We start from the raw sequence: 19,214 nt of genomic DNA on the forward strand, positions 1-19,214 counted from the left end.
GGTGGACCTCTACGGCGCCGGCAGCCAGGCCATCACCACCGCCGCCGACCCCACCGTCGGCGAGGCCGTGCGGCGCAGCAGCGCGGCCGCCGCCTTGCGGTCGGCGCCGGGGGCGAGGTCGAAGGCGATCAGGTGTCCGTGCGCCTGCACCGGTGTGGTGATGCCCGCCTGGTGCGCGCCGTGGAACGGCACGGCCGTGCTGCCCACGCCCGTCAGCGGCGCCGGTTCGCCCCGCACCGCGCCGGCCGCGAACGCGCCCGCCGCGCCGCCCGCGACCAGTCCGGCCGCGCCGACGGCACCGGCGGTGCCGAGCAGCCGCCGCCGCGAGAGGTGGGTGTTCCCGGAATCTGCTTCGGCCATCAGTTGATCTTCACGTTCCCGAGCTCGGTGACCTGGTCGATGTCGGAGGTCCGTACGGTCAGGGTCAGCTGCCACTCGCCCGCCATGGGCAGCTGGAAGCCGGCGGCCCGCCAGTGGCCGGCGGACTGACGGACGAGCGTAGTGCGCAGCGGGCCGATCTTCTTCTGCTGCTCGGTGAACGCGACGCCCAGCTCGGGCACGTCCACCGGCTTGCCCGAGGGGTCGACCAGCCGTACGTCGACGGCGTTCGCGCCGGAGCGCCCGGGGTCGAGCGTGACGACCGCAGTGCCGCGCCCGTTCGCCCCGCCGGTGTCGTAGGCGATCTCGACCTCGGCCGGGCCGGAGCGGGCCGGGCCCGGGGCCTGGGTGCGGGAGCCGGCCGCCTGGCGCTGCTCGGTCTCGGCGCGGCCCGGCTGGGTGCCGGTCAGCACGGTCGTGACCGCGAGCAGGGCGACGGCCACGGCCGCCTCGGCGAGCACCGAGCGGCGCAGGCCGGTGCGGTTCGCATCCGCGTCGCGCTCCCGCCGGCCGGCGGCCTTGGCCCGCGCGGCCTGCTGCCGGGCGAGCTGCGCGGCCCGCACCGAGTCGGCGGAGCCGGACGACCCGGAGGAGCTCGCGGAACCGGACGCGCCGGAGGGGTCCGCCGAAGCGGCGGACCGCACGGCCTTCCCCGCCGACACCTTCCCTGCCGATACCTTCCCCGCCGGCACCGTTCCCGCCGGCACCGTCCCCGCCGCCGCCTTCGTCTTGGCAGCGGGCGCCTTGGCCGCCTTGGCCGCCTTGCCCGCGCGGTCGGCGAGCCGGCCCGTCCAGCGGCGCGAGAAGAACGCGAGCGCCACCATCACACCGACCAGGCCGACCTTCACCAGCAGCAGCTGCCCGTACTCGGTGTCCGTCAGCGCGCCCCACGAGCCGACCTGTCGCCACGACTGGTAGACGCCGGTCGCCACCAGCACGCACACCGACACGAACGCCATGCGGGAGAAGCGCTCCACCGCCGCGCGCCGGACCGGTTCGCCGGACCGCAGCACGGCCAGCAGTGCCACCAGGCCGCCCAGCCAGACCGCGACGGCGAGCAGGTGCGCGACGTCGACCGGCATGGCCAGCCATGTCTGCAAGCCGGCCGAGGCGTGCTCGGCCATCGCCCAGGTCGCCGCCAGACCGGCCGCCACGATCGTGCCGCCGATGCCCAGCCCGTAGGCCAGGTCCCGCCGCCGGGCCGGCGCGTCGCGGTCGGCACCGCGGTCCGGGCCCCGTTCGCCGCCGTCCTCCCCGGCGTACGTGCCGAAGAGCACCGCGAGGAAGACCGCCGCCGCGCTCAGCAGCAGCAGCCGGGACAGCAGCGCCGCGCCCGGTTTGGTCGACAGCGCGTCGCCCAGCAGCGCCAGGTCGAGGACCGAACCCAGACCCTTGCCGCCGGCGTACGCGCCGCGCAGCAGCAACAGCGCGACCGTGGAGCCGAACAGCGTGGTCCAGCCCGCCACCGCGACCCGCTGGACCGGCCGCGACGAGCGGCACAACCCGGCGAACGCACAGCCGCCGACCAGCAGCACGAAGCCGCCGTAGGCGGCGTACCGGCCGATGCCGTAGAAGGTCTCGACCGCAGGGTCGGTGGTCTTGGTGACGCCCTCGACCTTCACGGTCGTCTGCGAGGGCGCGCCGACGGAGAAGGTGAAGGCCCCGGCCACCGGGTGGCTGTCCGCCGAGACCGCCTGCCACGCCACCGTGTAGGTGCCGTTGGCGATGCCGGCGCGCAGCGCGACCGTCGCGGTGTCGGACCTGCCGTCCACGTGGGCCGGGCGGCCCTCGTCGACGCGTCCGCCCCGCGGATCGAGGACCCGGACCGCGTCGGCGCCCAGCAGCACGCCCTCGGAGAAGGTGAGCGTGACCCGGGCCGGTGCGGTGGGCACCACCGAGCCGTCGGCGGGGTCGGTGGAGGTCAGCGCGGCGTGCGCCGACGCGGTGCCCGCGCCGAGGGTCAGCGTGCACAGCAACGCGGCCAGCAGGGTGCCCAGCAGCGGCAGCACACGGCGGGCCGTCCGGGCGGTCGGGGTCCTCATCGCAACGTCAGTCCTTGGGGACGGTGGGACGGTACGTGGCAGCCTCCACCGGCACCTTGATCTTGATCGGTGCGGAGGTGGCGAAGTGCAGGGTGAACTCGACCTTCTCGCCGACCTGCGGCTTGTGGTCGAGCTTGCCGAGCATCAGGTGCGTGCCGCCGCGCGCGAGCGTCAGCTCGCCCCTGGCCGGCACGTCCAGCTGCTCGGTGTGCTTCATCTGCGAGCCCTCGGTGGTGTGCAGGGTGACGTCCGCCGAGAGCGGGGTGGTGACCTTGGTGAGCGTGTCGGCCTTGCCGCCGTCGTTCTTGACGGTGAAGTACGCGGCCGCCATGTCGGGCATCGCCGGCTGTGGCAGGTACGCGCCGCTGACGGACAGCTCCGGCTTGTCCGAACCCTTGGCGGAGTCGCAGCCGGTGACCAGGACGAGGCCGCCCGCGAGCGCGAGGGGCAGTGCCACGGCGGCGGCGACGGTGGTCCTGCGCAGGACGGGCCGGGTCACGGGTTCTCCCCCTTGACGATCTTCGGGAGGTCCTTGGCGTACTGGTCCGCCGTGGTCGAGGACGTGTAGATCCAGTGGCCGGCGTCGTCCTTCGGCGAGAAGCCGACGACCTCGGCACCGTGGCTGACGGTGATCGAGCCGTCCTTCTCCTTCTTCGCCTTCTCGACCAGGATGCCCAGCGGCTTGGCCGCCGCCTGGATCGTGTCGAAGTCGCCGGTCAGACCGACGATGTCCTGACCGCCCTGCGCGTCGAGCCACGCGCGCATCCGCTCGGGCGTGTCCCGCTCGGGGTCGGTCGTCACGAAGACGGTCCGCAGGTTCTTCCGGTCCGCCTCGGGCAGCTTCTTCGCCGCGGCGGCCAGGTCCGCGACGACGGTCGAGCAGACGTCGGGGCAGTAGGTGTAGCCGAAGTAGAGCAGGACCGGGTGGCCCTTGGTCTCCTTGACCAGCTCGTACTTCTTCCCCGAGGTGTCCGTCAGCACCAGGTCGGGCTTGGGCTTCGGGCTGTCCAGGGTGATCGCGGCCTGCTTCGGCGACTCGGCCGACACGTCGGCCGCCGGCTTGTCGCCGCCGTCGCCTCCGCCGCAGGCGGTGAGGGAGAGCGCGGCGACGGCGGCGAGCGCCGCGCCGAGGATCTTGTTGCGCATGGAGGGGGTCTCCAGGGGTCGTTCGGTGGTGCGGGACCGGCGGCCCGCCCGCGCGCCCGTACGGGTACGGGCGCGCGGGGAGGGGCGTACGTGCGGTGGGCGCGGGTCCGCCGGTCCGGCCTGGTGCGTCGGGCCGTGCGTCAGGCGGCCGTGCGGCGGCGCCCGGCGACCACGCCGAAGGCGACGCCGGCCACGCCGACGACGATGCCGACGATGCCCAGGACCCGGGCGGTGGTGTCGGTGCCGTCGCCCTGGTCGTCCTTGGCCGCGGCGTTCTCGTCCTTGGCGTCCTTGGCGTCCTTCGCGCCGGCCTTGGCGTCCGGCTTGGCGGCGGCGCCGCCGTTCAGGGTGCCCTTGTCGACGAGCTTCAGGGTCGGGGCCGGGTGCTCGGGCTCCTCGCCACCCGGCTTCGACGCGTCGATCCAGCGGACCACGTCGTTGTCGGAGTACGTCTGGAGCGCCTTGAAGACCAGTTCGTCGGCGTCGGTGGGCAGCTGGCCGACGGACAGCGCGAACTGCTGGAACTGGCCCGGGTCGATCTTGCCGCCGGACCAGGTGACCTTGGTGACGGCCTCGGTGATCGTCTTGCCGTGCATTTCCAGCGGCTTGTCGAGCTTGGACTTCTCCACCTTGACGTCCCAGCCCGGCACGGGCTGCGGCATCACCGAGGCGAGCGGGTGCTTGGGGTCGAGGTCGAGCTCCAGCTGGACGGTGGAGGCGTTGTCCTTCTCGTTCGGCACCTTGAGGGCGATGGTGCTGTAGCCGCCCTTCTCGGCCGTGCCCGGCTGCACGGAGACGTGCGCGAAGGCCGGGCCGGCGACCAGCAGCAGGCTGCCGGCGGCCACACCGCCGACGACGGGCAGCCGGCGCAGGAGGGCGGAGGAGGGACGAAGACGCGACGCGTTCTTGGACATGGCAGAAGACTCCACGAGGAGGAGGGGCGGAAGGTGAGGGCGCGCGCGGACGCGGCGCGACCGCCCTCCCGCTCCAGGCGCCGGAGTGCGTCGCGTCGTCAGGCCGCGAGGGCGAGGCGCGGCGGGCCGCGCCGGACCACCACGTCCCGCAGGGCCGGCTCCCGCGCCGGACGCTCGTCCTCCGCGTCGGCCCGCCGCACGACCGCGCCGGCCACCGGCCGGTCGCCGTGCCACCACGCCCGGACCAGCGCGAGCGCGGACCGCAGCGCGCGGATCAGCGCGAACCCGGCGGCACCGCGCGCCGACAGCCGGACCAGGCGCCAGAGCGCGGCCTCGCCCCGCCGCAGCAGCCAGCCGATGCCGAGGGCGGCCAGGAGGTGGCCGAGCAGCATCGGCAGCGACGCCGGGAAGAGGTGGTCGAGGGCGACCGGGTGGCCGCTCGCCGGCATCGTCATCCCCGCCGCGTGCTGCGCGGCCGGGCCGAGGCCGGCGTCCGTGACGACCTGGCGGGCCTGCGCGGGGGAGAGCGGGCGCGGCTGGTTGCAGACCAGCTGTCCCGCGAAGTTGATCAGGCGGCCCTCCGAACGGGCCTGCTGCCCGGCGAGCTCCGCGCTGCGCTGTCCGAGCCCGAACAGCGCGTGCAGGCCCAGCTGGCCGGCGGCCAGCCCGGCCGCTATGCCCGGCAGCGAGCGCTCCCGCCCGGCCAGCGGCGCGGCCACCGCGAAGACGGCCGTGAACCCGGCGACCAGCGTCCACAGCGGGACCCCCGCGCAGGACGCCAGCACGTGCCCGCCCGCGGACAGCGCGACACAGACCGCGGTGAACACCGCGGCCCGTATCAGTCGCAGATCCGCGCCGGCGCGCGGGACGGGGTGAGGCATGGCTGCGCCATCATCCCACCGGAGGCGCGCGTTCCCTACGGCAGGGGTCGCCGGATCCGTCACCTCCGCGTCGTACTCCGGAGTACCTCCGCCTTACACCGCCGGATGGGCGCGGGCCATCCGCCGAATGAGCGGTCTCACACGCCCGCCAGGCTTACGCGCGGCGGCCCGTGGCTATACGTAGGGGTATGTCGAGCCGCAGCCAGGAGGCTGAGCATGAGCATTTGGTGGTCACTCCACTTGCGGCGCGAGGCCGCGAGCGTTCCGCTCGCCCGGCGGCTGCTCATCGGCGCCATGGAGACGGCGGGCGTCGACCCCGAGACCTCGTACGAGCTGGCGGTCGCGCTCAGCGAGGCGTGCGCGAACGCGGTCGAGCACGGCGGTGACGCCGACACGGCGTACCGGGTGACGGCCTTCATCGACGGGGACACGTGCCGCATCGAGGTCACCGACTCGGGCCCCGGCTTCGCCGGCTCCCCGCGGCGCCCCGCACGCCGCCGCACCGCCGCCCGGGCCGCCCGTGGCTCCCGCACCCCGACCGCGCCCCGCGCGTCCGGCGCCGCCCGCGCGGGCGGCACGTCCCGCACCGTCGACACCCTGGGCGCCGCCGGCTCCGCCGGGTCCGCCGACTCCTTCGAGGTCCGCGCCCGCACCCCCGCCCCGGCCCACGAGGAGCACGGCCGGGGCCTCTTCCTGATCGCCTCGCTCACGGACCACGTCCGCGTCCACAACCGGCCGGGTCACCAGGGCTCGGTGGTCAGCTTCGACAAGATCCTCAAGTGGCGCGACGGCGCCCCGCCGGCGGCGGCCCTGCTCAGAGCGTCCTGACCCGGGGACCGGCACCCAGGTTCGGCACCCAGGGACCGGCACCCAGGGCTCCGGGCCGGCTCGTTCCGGACACGCGTGTCCCACAGCTCCCGAGGCCCCGGGGGCCCGATCCCTGGCAGAGTCCTGCCGCCGCAACTTCCTGACCTGCTGATCCGCCGTGTTCGCCCCCGAAGCGCGCCAAGAATGGCTCTGGCCGGAAAGAGCCGGTCATTCGGTGTCACGGGGGAGTCATGGAATTTCAGCTACTCGGGCCGGTGGTGGCCAGAAACAGCGGTGGGCCCGTCTCGCTCGCGGGCACGAAGATCCACACGGTGCTCGCCTCGCTGGTGCTGGCCCGCGGCCGCATGGTTTCCGACAGCCGGCTGAGCTGGGCGCTGTGGGGCCTCAACCCCCCGGCGACCATGAACGCCCAGATCTACACCTACATCTCGCGTCTGCGCGGGCTGCTCGGCGCGGAGGCCGATCTGCCGCGCGGCCAGGCCGGGTACGCGCTGCACACCGAGAACCCGGTGATCGACCTGGTGGACTTCGAGCGGCTGGCGAAGGACGGCGCCCGGGCCCTGAAGGAGCGCCGCTACACGGACGCCGACGAGCGGCTGCGCGCGGCGCTCGCCCTGTGGCGCGGAACCGCGCTGGCGAACGTGACCGAGTTCCTGGCCGAGAGCGAGCTGCCGCGGCTGGAGGAGGCCCGGGCCGGCGCGCTGGAGGACCGCATCGAGACCGATCTGGCCCTCGGCCGCCACCGGCAGATCGTCCCCGAGCTGACGGGACTGGTCAACGCCTTCCCCGTCCGGGAGCGGCTGCGGGCCCAGCTGATGACCGCCCTCTACCGGTGCGACCGGCAGGGTGACGCGCTGGCCGTCTACCACTGCGGGCGCAAGGTGCTCGCCGACGAGCTCGGCGTGGACCCCGGATCCCTCCTCCACCGGACCTATCTCGCCGTCCTCCACGGAGAACTGGACCAGAGCGCCGAGCCGGCCGGCCGGACCGCAGTCCTGCGGGACCGGCCGGTGCCCGCCATGCTGCCGGCCGACAACCACGACTTCTGCGGGCGCCGGCGGGAGCTCGGCGCGCTGCTCGCCCCGCTCGACGACGACAGGGCGGGACGGTCCCGGCGGTTCCTGATCACTGGCATGGCCGGATCCGGCAAGTCGGCCCTGGCTCTCCGGGCGGCCCACATCGCGCGGAATCGTTTCCCCGACGGGCAGTTGTACGCCGATCTGTCCCGGCCGGACGGCACCCCGAAGGACCCGCGCGAGCTGCTGCTCCCGCTGCTGCGCGCCCTCGGGGACACCGCCGGCGACCAGCGCGACGACCTCGCCGAGCTCGTCCGGCGCTACCGCACCCTCAGCTCCGGCAAGCGGCTGCTCGTGGTCCTCGACAACGCCGTGTCCGACCTCCAGGTCGACCCGCTGCTGCCCGCCGGCGACGGGGCCGCCGTCCTCATCACCAGCCGCGCCCACCTCGTCGCCACGCCGGGCGTCGAGACGGTCGTCCTCGGGCCCCTCACCGAGGACGAGGGCCTCGCCCTGCTCGCCGCCGGCGCCGGGGCGGAGCGCGTCGCCGCCGAACAGGGCGCCGCCCGCGAGATCGTGGCCCACTGCGCCGGGCTGCCGCTCGCCGTGCGGATCGCCGCGGCCCGGCTCGCCGCGCGCCCGCACTGGCCGGTGCGGCTGCTGGCGCGCCGCCTGGCCGACCCGGAGGGGCGGCTGCGCGAGCTCACGGCCGGCGAGCTCTCCGTGGAGGCGAGCCTGCGGCAGTCCCTGGAACGGCTGTCGCCGCGCGGCACGGTCGTGCTGCGCGGGCTGCCGGCGCTCGGCACACGGCCGTTCCGCGCCCTGGACGCGGCGGCAGCGCTCGGCCTCGGGGAGAGCGCCGCGGAGACGGCGCTCGAAGAGCTGGTCGACGCCCGCCTGCTGGAGATGCCGGGACTCGACGCGACCGGCCTGCCGCTCTACCGCTGCCACGACCTCGTGCTGCTGCTCGCCGCCGCCCTGCCGCAGCGGCCGGCCGGGACCTCGTCCGTCCGGCCGCTCCCCACGCGCGTCCGCCGCGCCATGACCGCCTGAGCGCGGCCCGCCGCACACCCCGCCGCACACCCCGTCGTCCCGTCCGCCCCCCGATCCCCCGATCCCCCGCCCCACAGGAGGCCGCACCATGCCCGCACGCCCCGGCGCCAAAGCCCTCGCCGTTCTCGCCGCCGCCGTCACCGGGGGAGCCCTGCTCTCCGGCTGCGGCAGCCCCACCACCGAGTCCTCGTCCTACACCGTCGACGGGCGGATCACCTCGCTGCGCGTGAAGACGTCCGGCGGCGCGATCGACGTCGTCACCGGAAGCGGCAGCACGGTCAAGGTCACCGAGACGCTGCGCTACAGCGACGACAAGCCGAAGACCCGGCACGAGACCGAGGGCGGCGAGCTCGTCCTGACCGGCCCCTCCGACTGCGGCGGCGGGGGCATCGGCGGCTCCACCTGCGAGGTGAGCTACCGGGTGGAGGTGCCGAGCGCGCTGGCCGCGACCCTGCAGAGCGACGGCGGTGACATCACGGTCGACGGCGGTGTGGCGGGGAAGCTCACCGCGCGCTCGGACGGCGGCAGCGTCAAGGCCGGCTTCGCCGCCGCACCCGACTCGGTGGACGTCGACAGCTCCGGCGGCAACGTCACCCTGCGCGTACCGGAGGGCAGTTACGCGGTCGACGCCGCCACGGGCGGCGGCGACCAGAAGGTCGGCGTCAAGACCGACCCCTCGTCCGCCCACAAGGTCAGGGCGCGCTCGGACGGCGGCCGGATCTCCGTCATCCCCGTGGCCTGAGCCCTCCCCGTGAACGACGGCGCGGCCCGCCTCCGCCCCGTAGGGGGAGGCGAGCCGCGCCGGTGAGGCGTGTCGTGCCTCAGCTCGCCAGGAAGTCGTCCACCCGGACGCCCCGGCCCTCGTCCTCCGCGCGTTCCCGGACGTACTCCGCCAGGGCGATGTCGAGGACACCCAGACCGAAGGGGGAGTACACCACGTGCCGGTCCGGCCGACGCTCCAGCACCGCCGTTCCGCGCAGCAGCGCGCCGATGGAGGCGTTCACGAAGTCGCGGCCGCCCGTGCGCTGTTCCGCGAGGTCCAGCGAGGTGCGCTCGCGGCAGACGTGGTCCGCGTCGTCGACGATGTTGTCGGCGCCGAGGATCGTCTCCACCGTCAGGTCGCGCAGCGACACATGCAGCACTGTGGTGCCCGGCGCGCAGTCCGACAGGTCCAGGTGCGGCTCGGCGGCGGTGGTCGCCAGGGAGACGAGCGGGTGACCGGCCAGTGCCCCGGACAGGTCCGTCACCGGGGTCGCCTTCACACCGGGCACCTCCGCGGCGCAGAGCTCGGCGAAGGACGCGGCCCGCGCGGGGTCCTTGTCGTACAGCGCGGCCTCCCGCAGCCCCGGCAGCGCGGCCGCGAGGAAGCGCAGGATCTCCAGGTTGATCACGCCGCAGCCGATCAGGGTCACACCGGACGGCGGGGCCTGCTCGGTGAGGACGCGGGCGGCGAGCGCGGCGCTGGCCGCGGTGCGCTTGGCGGAGATGACCGAGCCCTCCAGGAAGGCCGTCGGACGGCCGTTCTCCAGGGAGTTGAGGACGACGGTGGCGCTCGCGCGCTCCATGCCGGCCGCCACGTTGCCCGGCCAGGAGGCGATCCACTTCATGCCGGCCGCGGGCCGCTCGCCGCCGCGGTAGGCGGGCAGGCCGATGACACGGTCGCGGGCGTGGTCCTCCTCGGGGAAGCGCAGGAAGATCGAGTGCGGGACCGCGGTCCTCCCCTCGTCGTGCAGCCGGTACGCCTCGGCGACGAGCTCGATGATCTCCGCCTCGCGGCCGGCCAGGGTCTGCGTCACATCGGATCGCCGAAGGATCAGCATGGGTGGTTCCTCTCCAGATCGGTTACGCGGCGCACCCTGACCCGGGCGCCTATACCCGGTCTCTAATAGAAGGCGCATAGGCGCCGCCCCGAGCTTGGGATCCACACATCGATTCGATTCCTAGCGAAGGGCATCCGTATGAGCCGTCCCGTGCTCAAGGGGATTCTGGACGCCATCGGGAACACCCCGCTGGTCGAACTCGGCAATGTCTTCCCGGACTCCGGCTTCCGTGTGTTCGCCAAGATGGAGCGGTTCAACCCCGGCGGCAGCATCAAGGACCGGTCCGCCCTCGGCATGCTGCTCGGGCGGATCCGCGCGGGCGAACTCGTGCCGGGCCGCTCGGTCGTCGTCGAGTCGAGTTCGGGCAACCTCGCCATCGGCATCGCCCAGATCTGCAAGTACTTCGGCATCGAGTTCATCTGCGTCGTCGACGCCAAGACCACCCGGCAGAACCTCGCCCTGCTGTCCGCCTTCGGCGCGCGCGTCGAGATGGTGGACGTCCCGGACCCGGTCACCGGCGAGTACCTCGCCGCCCGCCTGGCGCGGGTGCGGGAGCTCGTCGCCACCGTGCCCGGCGCGTACTGGCCCAACCAGTACGCCAATCCGCTCAACCCGCAGGCCCACCGCGAGACCATGCGGGAGATCGCCGAGGCGCTGGACGGACGGGTCGACTACCTGTTCTCCCCGGTGAGCACCTTCGGCACGCTGCGGGGCTGCGCCGAGTACATCGAGCAGAGCTCCATGGACACCACGGTCGTGGCCGTGGACGCGATCGGCAGCGCCATCTTCGGCCCGCAGCCGGCCACCCGGCGGCTCATCCCCGGGCACGGCGCGTCCGTTCCCCCGGCGCTGCTGGATCCGGCGGCCGCCGACGAGGTCGTGCACGTGGGCGACCTCGACTGCGTCGTCGCCTGCCGCAAGCTCGTGCTGCGCGAGGGGATCCTCGCCGGCGGCTCCTCCGGGGCGGCCCTCGCCGCGCTGGAGAAGACCCGGGACCGCATCCCGCCCGGCTCGAACTGTGTCCTGATCTTCCCCGACGGCGGCGACCGCTACATCGACACGGTGTACTCCGACGACTGGGTCGGCGAACACTTCGGCGAGGTGTCCCACCTGTGGAAGGCCGCCCTGGCGGACGACCCCGCCGCCCGCCCCATGGCCGCCGCCGCGGCCTGAGCCACCCAGAGCCACCCGAGAAAGAAAAAGGGGTGACACCCATGAGCGCCGACGGCCTCTCGGACGTCCTCGACGCCGGCGTGACACACGTGTGGTGGGGCACCGTCACCGGCCCGCTCGGCCTGGACGCGACGGCCGTGCTGTCCGCGGCCGAACGCGAGAGGGCGTACGCGATGACCGCCGAGGCGGGCCTGCACTACGCGGGCGCGCACGTGGCGGTGCGCCGCATCCTCGCCCGCTACCTCGACACCGACCCCGGTCTGCTGCGGCTGGGACGACTGCGCTGCCCGGAGTGCGAGGGCACCGACCACGGCGCGCCCTGCGTCCTCTGGCCGCCCACCGAGCTGAGCTACAGCCTGTCCCGCTCGGGCGCGCACTGGCTGCTCGGCGTCACCGGCGGCGGCCGGCGGATCGGCGTCGACCTGGAGGAGGTACTGGGCTTCGACGTCGACACCACGGCGCCGACCGTGCTCTCGGACCGGGAACTGGCCCGGCTGCGGGAACGGACCACCGCCGAGGGCCGGCTGGAGGTCTTCCTCCGCTACTGGACCCGCAAGGAGGCCGTGCTCAAGGCGAGCGGCGTCGGCCTGATGACCGACCTGCGCGCGGTCGACGTCGACGAGGGCGCGGCCGCGCCCGGTACCCCGCTCGTCGTGCGGCACTCCGCCGCGCGGGGCCCCGGCTCCTGGACGGTGGAGGACCTCTCCATCGGGCCCGGCCGGTACGCGGCCATCGCCCGCGAGGCCACCGCAGCGGGGCCCCTGCGCCTGATCGGTTCAACACATCCGTCCGTCCACCACCGGCCGCCGGTGCCGGCGGGGGCGGGGACAAGGAGCACGCCGTGGCCATCCGCCACCTCATCTCTCTCGACGACCTGACCGACGCCGACCTCGCGTCCATCGTGGCCCGGGGCGCCGGCTTCTCCGCCGGCACGATCACCCCGGCCGGGCCGCTGACGGGCACGGTCGCCGGGATCTACTTCCGCCGGACCTCCACCCGCACCCGCACCGCCTTCTCCTCCGGCGCGCTGCGGCTCGGCGCGCAGATCGTCGCCTACAGCGGCGACGACCTCCAGACCAACACCGGGGAGACCAGCGAGGACACCGGCCGGATCTTCTCCCGGATGCTCGATGTGCTCGTCGCCCGCACGGCCGGCGACCCCGCCGAGATGCGCGCCTGGGCCGCACAGGACCGCATGTCGGTGATCAACGCCATGAGCGCCGACGAGCACCCCACCCAGGGGCTGACCGATCTCACCACGCTCCAGCGGCACTTCGGGCGCATCGCCGGGCTGCGGGTGCTCTACGTCGGCGAGGGCAACAACACGGCCGCCGCGCTCGCGCTCGGCCTGACCCGCTTCCCGGGCACCGAACTGCTGCTGCGCACGCCCCCCGGCTACGGCCTGCCGGCCGGGGTGCGCGCCCGCGCCGAGGCGCTCGCCGCCCGGTACGGGTCGCGGATCGACGAGCGGCACGACATGGAAGACCTGCCCGGGGGCGTCGACGCCGTCTACACCTCCCGCTGGCAGACCACCGGCACCCGAAAGCCCGACCCCGGCTGGCGGCGCGTCTTCGCGCCGTTCCAGGTCACCGGGGCGCTGTGGGAGCACAGCCCGGCGGCGGTCTTCCTGCACGACCTGCCGGCCCACCGGGGCGAGGAGGTGACGGCCGAGGTGCTGGACGGGCCGCACAGCATCGCCTTCGACCAGGCGGAGAACAAGCTGCACAGCGCCATGGCGGTGCTGGAGTGGTGCCGCGTCGGCATCGTCGACGGCCCCGGCGACCTCGGCGGCGCCCGGTGAGCCTGCTCGACCGGCCCGCGCACGACACCGAGCCCGCCCCCGGGCCGCTGCGCCGCAACCGCGACTTCCTGCTGCTGTGGACCGGCGCGGGCCTCTCCCTGCTCGGCCTGCGCGCGAGCACGGCCGCCTATCCGCTGCTGATGCTCTGGTACGGAGGGAGCCCGGCGGGCGCCGGACTGGTCGGCGCGGCCGCCCTGCTGCCGCAGCTGCTCGTGCAGCTGCCCGCCGGCGCCCTGGTCGACCGGTGGGACCGGCGGCGGCTGCTGATCGGCTGCGACGCCGCCGGGCTGGTGGCGATGGGCAACCGGGCCACCCACCGGCCACAGGCCGGCCCGGCACCGCCGGGCACCACCGTCGTGGCTACGCGCCGCCGCGGCGGGAAGGGGGTACGGCCCCAGCACCGCACGAGGCCCCGCCTCACGGGCCGCGGCCCGGTGCGTGAGGCTCCGCCTCACACTCCCCGCCGCGACGGCGAGCAACCCGCACGGCGCGGCCCGGCGGTGCCAGCTCGCCGCAACCGGGCCAACCGCCGGCCGCAGGCCGGCTCGGCGGGGGCGTTCAGTCGACCAGGCCGGAGGCCAGGCGGTCCAGGGTGCGTTGGGCCTGGTCCGGGGCCGTCGTGTTCTGGGCCATGAAGGCGAACGTCAGGACGCGGCCGTCCGGTGTGGCGGCCGTGCCGGCGAGGGTGTTGACGCCCGTCAGGGTGCCCGTCTTGGCGCGGATGACGCCGCGGCCCGCGGCCTCGTCGTAGCGGTCGCGGAGCGTGCCGGTGAAGCCGGCGACCGGCAGGCCCGTGAGGACCGGGCGGAGCTCGGGGTGCGCCGGGTCGGCCGCGCGGAGCAGCAGGCGGGCCAGGAAGTCCGCCGAGACCTGGTCGGCGCGGTCCAGGCCGCTGCCGTCGGCCAGCCGCGTGCCCGGCATCGGCAGGCCGAGCGCCGCGAGCCGGTCCGTCACCGCCTTGGCCGCGCCCTCGAAGCCGGCCGGCCGGCCGGACGCCAGCGCGGTCTGCCGGGCGAGCGCCTCCGCGATGTCGTTGTCGCTGTTGGTCAGTGCCCGCTCGACCAGCGCGGACAGCGGCGCGGAGGACACCGCCGCGAGGCGCTGGGCGTGCGCGTCCGCCCGTACCTCCGCCGCGTCCCCGTCCACCTGCACGCCGCGCTCGCGCAGCATCGTGGCGAAGGCGCGGGCCGCGTCCGCGGCCGGCTCGGCGGTGCGCGGGGCAGGGCCGCGGTCCGTGTCGTCCAGGCGCCCCTCGTCGACCATGAGCGCGCTGACGGGGGCGATGTTCTCGTTCGGGCCTATGGCGTGCAGCAGGGGCCCGGAGTAGCGGGAGGCGTCGTACGACAGCTTCGTGCGCGCCGTGCCCCGGTCCTTGAGCGCGCGGGCCGTCGCGTCGGCGAGCTCGGCGAGGCTGGCGGAGCGGGGACCGTCACCCTTGGCGGGCCGGGAGGTGAGCGTGGGGTCGCCGCCGCCGACGAGCACGATGCCGTCGTTCCCGGCGACGACGGTCGTCTCGATGCGGTGGTCCGGCCCGAGCGCGGCGAGCGCGGCCGCGGCGGTGGCGAGCTTGATCGTGGAGGCGGGGGTGCAGGCCGTGCCCTGGTCGGCACCGAAGAGCAGCTGCCCGGTGCCGGCGTCGTAGACGGCGGCCGAGTGCCGGTCGCCGAGGGACGGGTCCTGGAGCAGCGGTTCCAGGTCCCGCGCGAGGTCCTCCGCGTACCGCGGCGGCGCGGCCGGCCCGCCGAGCGCACCGAGCGCGGGCAGCACCGGGGGCGCGGCGGACGCCGGGCGGCCGCGGAGGCCGGGATCGGGCACCCCGGCACGGCCCGCGCGGCCGCCCGCCGCGGCGGCGGCGGACGCGGCGGACGCGGCGCGGTCACGCTCGGCCAGACGCTGTCCGGTGGCGTCCCAGGGCCCGGCGGCCACCACGCTGCCGCCCGCCACGGCGAGCCCCGCGGCGGCCGAGACGGCGACGAGCCGCACCGTCTGCCGCCGCGCCCGTTCCAGCCCGCGCCAGCGCTCCAGCTGCCGGCCCAGATGCCGGTCCAGCCGCTGCCGCAAGGCCTCAGGCACCACGGGACCAGCCCCTTTCGCGATCACATAGCTGCGTGAGAGACACTTAATCACCGACGTATGTGTTGATCATGAAGGAGCCACCCGTGGAGTTCGACGTCACCATCGAGATCCCGAAGGGTTCGCGGAACAAGTACGAGGTGGACCACGAGACCGGTCGCATCCGTCTGGACCGCCGTCTGTTCACCTCGACCAGCTACCCGGCCGACTACGGCTTCGTCGAGAACACCCTCGGCGAGGACGGTGACCCGCTGGACGCCATGGTCATCCTCGACGAGCCGACCTTCCCGGGTTGCCTCATCAAGTGCCGCGCCATCGGCATGTTCCGCATGACGGACGAGGCCGGCGGCGACGACAAGCTGCTGTGCGTCCCGGCGAACGACCCGCGCATGGAGCACCTCCGCGACATCCACCACGTCTCGGAGTTCGACCGCCTGGAGATCCAGCACTTCTTCGAGGTCTACAAGGACCTGGAGCCGGGCAAGTCGGTCGAGGGCGCGGACTGGGTCGGCCGCGCGGAGGCCGAGGCGGAGATCGAGGCCTCGTACAAGCGCCTCGAGGCGGCGGGCGGCGCCCACCACTGATCCTGCGGATCGGGCTCGCGACCACTACGGGAGCGGGCCCGTGAGCGGTTCACCCCCCCCGGCGGGAGAGTGGTGCCAGACCCCGGCTCCGGCGCAGCCGGGCTGGGGCCCGTATCCAGCCCGTCCGGCGTTCGAGGACACCGCGCGGAGCGCGGTCCGGGGGTCCGGGGGCGGAGCCCCCGGGGGGCCGCCCCCGTCGCGTACGGCTCAGAAGCCTCGCGTCCGCTTGGCCGCCCGCCGTGCCCCCGCCGCGCCCGGCACCCTCAGGAAGAGCCGGGCCATCTCCGACCCCAGGTTCACCCCGATCGCGATGGCCAGCGCCAGTGCCGCCGCCTTCGTGATGCTGGCCATGCCGGTGTCCAGTTTGTTCTGCGCGAAGTTCAGCAGCGCGAAGTAGACCGCGCTGCCCGGCAGCAGCGGGCCGATCGCCGCCGTGACGTACGGCAGCGCGGACGCGTACCGGTAGCGGGCCAGCAGCTGGCCGAAGAGGCCGACGAGCCCGGCCGCGATGGCCGTGGCCGGCACCGGGTCCAGGCCGGCGACGTCGGCGAGCGCGCCGTAGACGACCCAGGCGACGCCGCCGTTGAGGGTCGCCACCCACACGGTGGAACGTTCCTGCTGGAGCAGTACCGCGAAGGAGAAGACCAGCACCATCGCCGCGACCGTCTGGACGACCGGCCGCACCTGGTGCTGGAGCGCCGCCTCCGGGTTGAGCGTGCGGCCGCCGACGTGCACGCCGCCGTAGAGGACGATCAGCACGCCGCTCACGATGCCGGCGATGAGGTAGCCGACCTCCAGCAGCCGGGCGGCGGCGGTGATGTAGTAGCCGGTCAGCCCGTCCTGGACGCCCGCCACGAGGGCGCGCCCGGGAATCAGGGCGAACAGCCCACCCGTGATCACCGCGGACGCCTGGACGTGCGCGCCGCTGACGCTCAGCCCCACGCCCATCGCGGCGGGCGCCATCGCCGCCGCGACGAACTGGTAGAACTCCGGCAGCCCGCGCCCCGCCGCCAGCCACGCCAGCCGGTCGCCGAGCATCGCGCCGGCCAGGGCGGCGAGGAAGACGACGAGCCCGCCGCCCACGAGCAGGCTCGCCCCGCCGGCGAGCAGTCCGGCCGCGCAGGTGAGCGCCCAGGTGGGGTACGGGTGCCGGTTGCGGCGTATCTCGGCGAGCCGCCGGTACGCCTCCTCCAGCGTCAGGCCCTGCGTGGTGATGTCGTGGACGAGCCGGAAGACGGCGTCCAGCCGGGTGTAGTCGGTGCCTCGCCGGCGCACGGTGCGGTTGGCGGTGACGGGGTCGTCGACGAGGGACGGCTGGTAGCTGACGGTCAGCAGCGTGAAGGTGACGGTCGGCTCGCAGCGCCCGAGCCCGTACGCGTGGGCGACGCCGAACATCGCGGCCTCCACGTCCTCGGCGCCCTCACCCCCCGCGAGCAGCAGCTCGCCGATGCGCAGGGTCAGGTCGAGGACGCGCGGTACGGCCGGGCCGGCCTCCTCGCCCTCCGGCTTCTCGGCCCGCTCGGGCACCGGGCGCTCGGCCAGCGGCATGCGCAGCATGGTGCGCATGCGGTCCTGCCAGGGCGCCTCCTTGGTGAGGCTGACCTTCGGTATCCCGTAGGGCGGCGTGAAGGCCGGGTACGGCGTCCCGGACGTCCGCTCGGCAGCGGCAGCCGGCGGCGCGGCCCCGGCCGGCAGGGTGAACGCGGAGCCCTCCTGGCGGGGCGGCTCCGGCTCGGCCGCGATGCCCTCGGGGATCGCGAACTCGGAGGTCGGATGCTCGTCCTCGGGCACCGGCGGCAGGGGCACGCCCAGCGGCGGCGTGAAGGCGCTGTGCGCCTCGTCGGACTGGGGCTTGCGGTCGTCGCCCGACTCCGCCTCCGGGCCGCCGTCGCCACCCCGCTGCCGCTCCGCCACCACGTGCTCCTCGTTACGCGCTTGCTGCTGCCCACCATGCCTGATGGGGGTTACGCGTGCTCAACGGGGGGCCGGATAAACGGAAGCCCCGCCTCAACGATCAGGGCGGGGCCGTGTGGGTCTCTCAGCGGCGGGCGTGCCGGCCGCGTGGCTGCGTGGGCGGCTGCTGGCCGGGAACGGCGCTGCCGCCGTACGGACCGGGCTGCCCGTACGAGGGCGCGCCCTGCCCGTACTGCTCGGGCTGCTCCTGCCAGCCGTACCGCTCGTACAGCTCCCGCGCGTACGGGTCCTGCTGCTGCCCGTACGGCTGCCACGGCTGCTGCTCCCCGGCGGCGGCCGGCGCCGGGGCGGCGGGGGCGGGGACAGGCCCCTCCTTCTTCGCCTTCGACCGCGCCCGCAGGAACTCGATCGCGATCGGCACCACGGAGATCAGCACGATGGCGACCAGCATCGCCTCGATGTTCTTGTGGACGAACTCGATGTTGCCGAGCGAGGCGCCCAGCAGTGTCACGCCGCCGCCCCACAGGGTGCCGCCGATGACGTTGAAGATCAGGAAGGAGCGGTAGTTCATCCGGCTCACGCCGGCGATGATCGGCGTGAACGTCCGGATGATCGGCACGAAGCGGGCGAGGACGAGCGACTTCGGGCCGTGCTTCTCGAAGAACTCGTTCGCCTTCTGGACGTTCTCCTGCTTGAAAATCTTGGAGTCGGGCCTGCGGAAGAGCGCGGGCCCCACCTTGCGGCCGAAGAGGTAACCGGCCTGGTCGCCCAGGATCGCCGCGAGCACGACGAACACGCAGACCGCCCAGAGCGGGTACTGGTCCAGCTTTCCGGTGGTGACCAGCAGCCCGGTGGTGAAGAGCAGCGAGTCACCCGGCAGGAAGAAGCCGATGAGCAGGCCCGACTCGGCGAAGACGATGGCCAGGACGCCGACCAGGCCGAACTGACCGATCAGATAGTCCGAGTCCAGCCACTGGGGGCCGAGCGCGAGAGTGGTCGGGGTCACAGGTGACAGGCTCCTGGGTCGAGGGCGCAGGCTCGTTGCGAGGCCCGGGCACAGGCGGGAGAGGCAGTGTGCGGCCCCAAAGCTATCAACGCCACCGCCCGCGCCCCGGTTCCTCCGGCGGCCCCCGGCCCGGCCCCCGCTCGGAGCAACCGCTGCGCCCCGGGGTGCGTCCCGCCTGGCGAACGGCAAAACTGCGACACGGAGGTGGGTCGGCATGGGCATCGACGAGTACGGCGGCGGCCAGCAGGAGAAGTCCGACGTCCTGGTGGTCACGACGAACGACGTACCCGGCTACCGCGTCGAGCGCGTCATCGGCGAGGTCTTCGGCCTCACCGTCCGCTCCCGGCACGTCGGCAGCCAGATCGGCGCGGGCCTGAAGTCCCTGATCGGCGGTGAGCTCAAGGGGCTGACGAAGACGCTCGTCCAGACCCGGAACCAGGCCATGGAGCGCCTGGTCGAGCAGGCGCGGGCGCGCGGCGCGAACGCGGTCCTGATGATGCGCTTCGACGTCACGGAGGCGGCCGACGTCGGCACGGAGGTGTGCGCCTACGGCACGGCGGCCGTGATCGCGCCGCAGCAGTAGCC

The 19,214-nt window shown here is 74.5% G+C and carries 18 protein-coding genes and 1 pseudogene; 9 read left to right on the plus strand and 10 right to left on the minus strand.

Annotated elements, in window-relative coordinates; genetic code table 11:
* Positions 1-69 precede the first annotated feature (69 nt).
* The 6 genes and pseudogenes from AB0K09_RS06835 to AB0K09_RS06860 form a co-directional block, all read right to left on the minus strand.
* Positions 70-360 (minus strand): annotated as a pseudogene (locus AB0K09_RS06835) (deferrochelatase/peroxidase EfeB); the annotation flags it as partial.
* Positions 360-2,420: a copper resistance protein CopC gene (locus AB0K09_RS06840; protein ID WP_366064223.1), complete on the minus strand. Its 2,061-nt coding sequence runs from the start codon at positions 2,418-2,420 to the stop codon at positions 360-362. The gene AB0K09_RS06840 and the pseudogene AB0K09_RS06835, both read right to left, overlap by 1 nt.
* A gap of 7 nt (positions 2,421-2,427) precedes the next feature.
* A complete protein-coding gene (locus AB0K09_RS06845) occupies positions 2,428-2,919 on the minus strand; it encodes a copper chaperone PCu(A)C (RefSeq protein ID WP_366064224.1) in 492 nt (163 codons plus the stop codon).
* The gene (locus tag AB0K09_RS06850; protein WP_366064225.1) at positions 2,916-3,566 is read right to left on the minus strand and encodes an SCO family protein; all 651 of its coding nucleotides are present in this window, start codon (positions 3,564-3,566) and stop codon (positions 2,916-2,918) included. Before AB0K09_RS06850 ends, AB0K09_RS06845 begins: the two co-directional genes overlap by 4 nt.
* A 140-nt stretch (positions 3,567-3,706) precedes the next feature.
* The gene (locus tag AB0K09_RS06855) at positions 3,707-4,480 is read right to left on the minus strand and encodes a YcnI family protein (RefSeq protein WP_366064226.1); all 774 of its coding nucleotides are present in this window, start codon (positions 4,478-4,480) and stop codon (positions 3,707-3,709) included.
* Between the two features lie 98 nt (positions 4,481-4,578).
* Complete coding sequence (locus AB0K09_RS06860; protein WP_366064227.1) at positions 4,579-5,361, minus strand: hypothetical protein; 783 nt, start codon at positions 5,359-5,361, stop codon at positions 4,579-4,581.
* Positions 5,362-5,577: 216 nt separating this feature from the next.
* Here AB0K09_RS06860 and AB0K09_RS06865 point away from each other — a divergent pair, with 216 nt between their 5' ends.
* The 3 genes from AB0K09_RS06865 (at position 5,578) to AB0K09_RS06875 (ending at position 9,000) form a co-directional block, all read left to right on the plus strand.
* A complete protein-coding gene (locus AB0K09_RS06865) occupies positions 5,578-6,189 on the plus strand; it encodes an ATP-binding protein (protein WP_366064228.1) in 612 nt (203 codons plus the stop codon).
* Between the two features lie 230 nt (positions 6,190-6,419).
* Positions 6,420-8,258 (plus strand): BTAD domain-containing putative transcriptional regulator, encoded by a 1,839-nt coding sequence (locus AB0K09_RS06870; RefSeq protein WP_366064229.1) that lies wholly within the window; start codon positions 6,420-6,422, stop codon positions 8,256-8,258.
* A gap of 88 nt (positions 8,259-8,346) precedes the next feature.
* The gene (locus AB0K09_RS06875) at positions 8,347-9,000 is read left to right on the plus strand and encodes a DUF4097 family beta strand repeat-containing protein (RefSeq protein WP_366064230.1); all 654 of its coding nucleotides are present in this window, start codon (positions 8,347-8,349) and stop codon (positions 8,998-9,000) included.
* Positions 9,001-9,079: 79 nt separating this feature from the next.
* Here AB0K09_RS06875 and sbnB read toward each other — a convergent pair whose 3' ends face one another.
* The gene (gene sbnB, locus AB0K09_RS06880) at positions 9,080-10,078 is read right to left on the minus strand and encodes a 2,3-diaminopropionate biosynthesis protein SbnB (RefSeq protein ID WP_366064231.1); all 999 of its coding nucleotides are present in this window, start codon (positions 10,076-10,078) and stop codon (positions 9,080-9,082) included.
* 138 nt (positions 10,079-10,216) lie between these two features.
* On the opposite strand from sbnB, the gene sbnA reads away from it, so the two are divergent.
* From sbnA to AB0K09_RS06900, 4 genes are read left to right on the plus strand one after another with little or no spacing between them, the layout of a single operon-like run.
* Positions 10,217-11,251 (plus strand): 2,3-diaminopropionate biosynthesis protein SbnA, encoded by a 1,035-nt coding sequence (sbnA, locus tag AB0K09_RS06885; RefSeq protein WP_366064232.1) that lies wholly within the window; start codon positions 10,217-10,219, stop codon positions 11,249-11,251.
* Between the two features lie 41 nt (positions 11,252-11,292).
* Entirely contained in the window at positions 11,293-12,129 is an 837-nt protein-coding gene (locus AB0K09_RS06890; protein ID WP_366064233.1) for a 4'-phosphopantetheinyl transferase superfamily protein, read from the plus strand.
* On the plus strand, positions 12,099-13,052 hold the full coding sequence (locus tag AB0K09_RS06895; RefSeq protein WP_366064251.1) for an ornithine carbamoyltransferase: 954 nt from the start codon (positions 12,099-12,101) through the stop codon (positions 13,050-13,052). Before AB0K09_RS06890 ends, AB0K09_RS06895 begins: the two co-directional genes overlap by 31 nt.
* A complete protein-coding gene (locus AB0K09_RS06900) occupies positions 13,049-13,687 on the plus strand; it encodes an MFS transporter (RefSeq protein ID WP_366064234.1) in 639 nt (212 codons plus the stop codon). Before AB0K09_RS06895 ends, AB0K09_RS06900 begins: the two co-directional genes overlap by 4 nt.
* Here the strand turns inward: AB0K09_RS06900 and dacB are convergent.
* Positions 13,611-15,128, minus strand: a complete 1,518-nt coding sequence (gene dacB, locus AB0K09_RS06905; RefSeq protein WP_366064235.1) for a D-alanyl-D-alanine carboxypeptidase/D-alanyl-D-alanine-endopeptidase — start codon at positions 15,126-15,128, stop codon at positions 13,611-13,613. The two genes, AB0K09_RS06900 and dacB, sit on opposite strands and share 77 nt — an antisense overlap.
* Before the next feature lie 83 nt (positions 15,129-15,211).
* On the opposite strand from dacB, the gene AB0K09_RS06910 reads away from it, so the two are divergent.
* Complete coding sequence (locus AB0K09_RS06910; protein WP_344439087.1) at positions 15,212-15,709, plus strand: inorganic diphosphatase; 498 nt, start codon at positions 15,212-15,214, stop codon at positions 15,707-15,709.
* Positions 15,710-15,916: 207 nt separating this feature from the next.
* On the opposite strand, the gene AB0K09_RS06915 is transcribed toward AB0K09_RS06910, so the two are convergent.
* Positions 15,917-17,626 (minus strand): threonine/serine exporter family protein, encoded by a 1,710-nt coding sequence (locus AB0K09_RS06915; protein ID WP_366064236.1) that lies wholly within the window; start codon positions 17,624-17,626, stop codon positions 15,917-15,919.
* 121 nt (positions 17,627-17,747) lie between these two features.
* Positions 17,748-18,629 carry a DedA family protein gene (locus AB0K09_RS06920; protein WP_366064237.1) on the minus strand — a complete coding sequence of 294 codons (882 nt, stop codon included), beginning with the start codon at positions 18,627-18,629 and terminating at the stop codon, positions 17,748-17,750.
* Between the two features lie 214 nt (positions 18,630-18,843).
* On the opposite strand from AB0K09_RS06920, the gene AB0K09_RS06925 reads away from it, so the two are divergent.
* A complete protein-coding gene (locus AB0K09_RS06925; protein ID WP_366064238.1) occupies positions 18,844-19,212 on the plus strand; it encodes a YbjQ family protein in 369 nt (122 codons plus the stop codon).
* The last annotated feature ends 2 nt before the right edge of the window (positions 19,213-19,214 follow it).

The sequence above is a fragment of the Streptomyces sp. NPDC049577 genome (assembly GCF_040675635.1).
Taxonomy (GTDB): Bacteria; Actinomycetota; Actinomycetes; order Streptomycetales; family Streptomycetaceae; genus Streptomyces.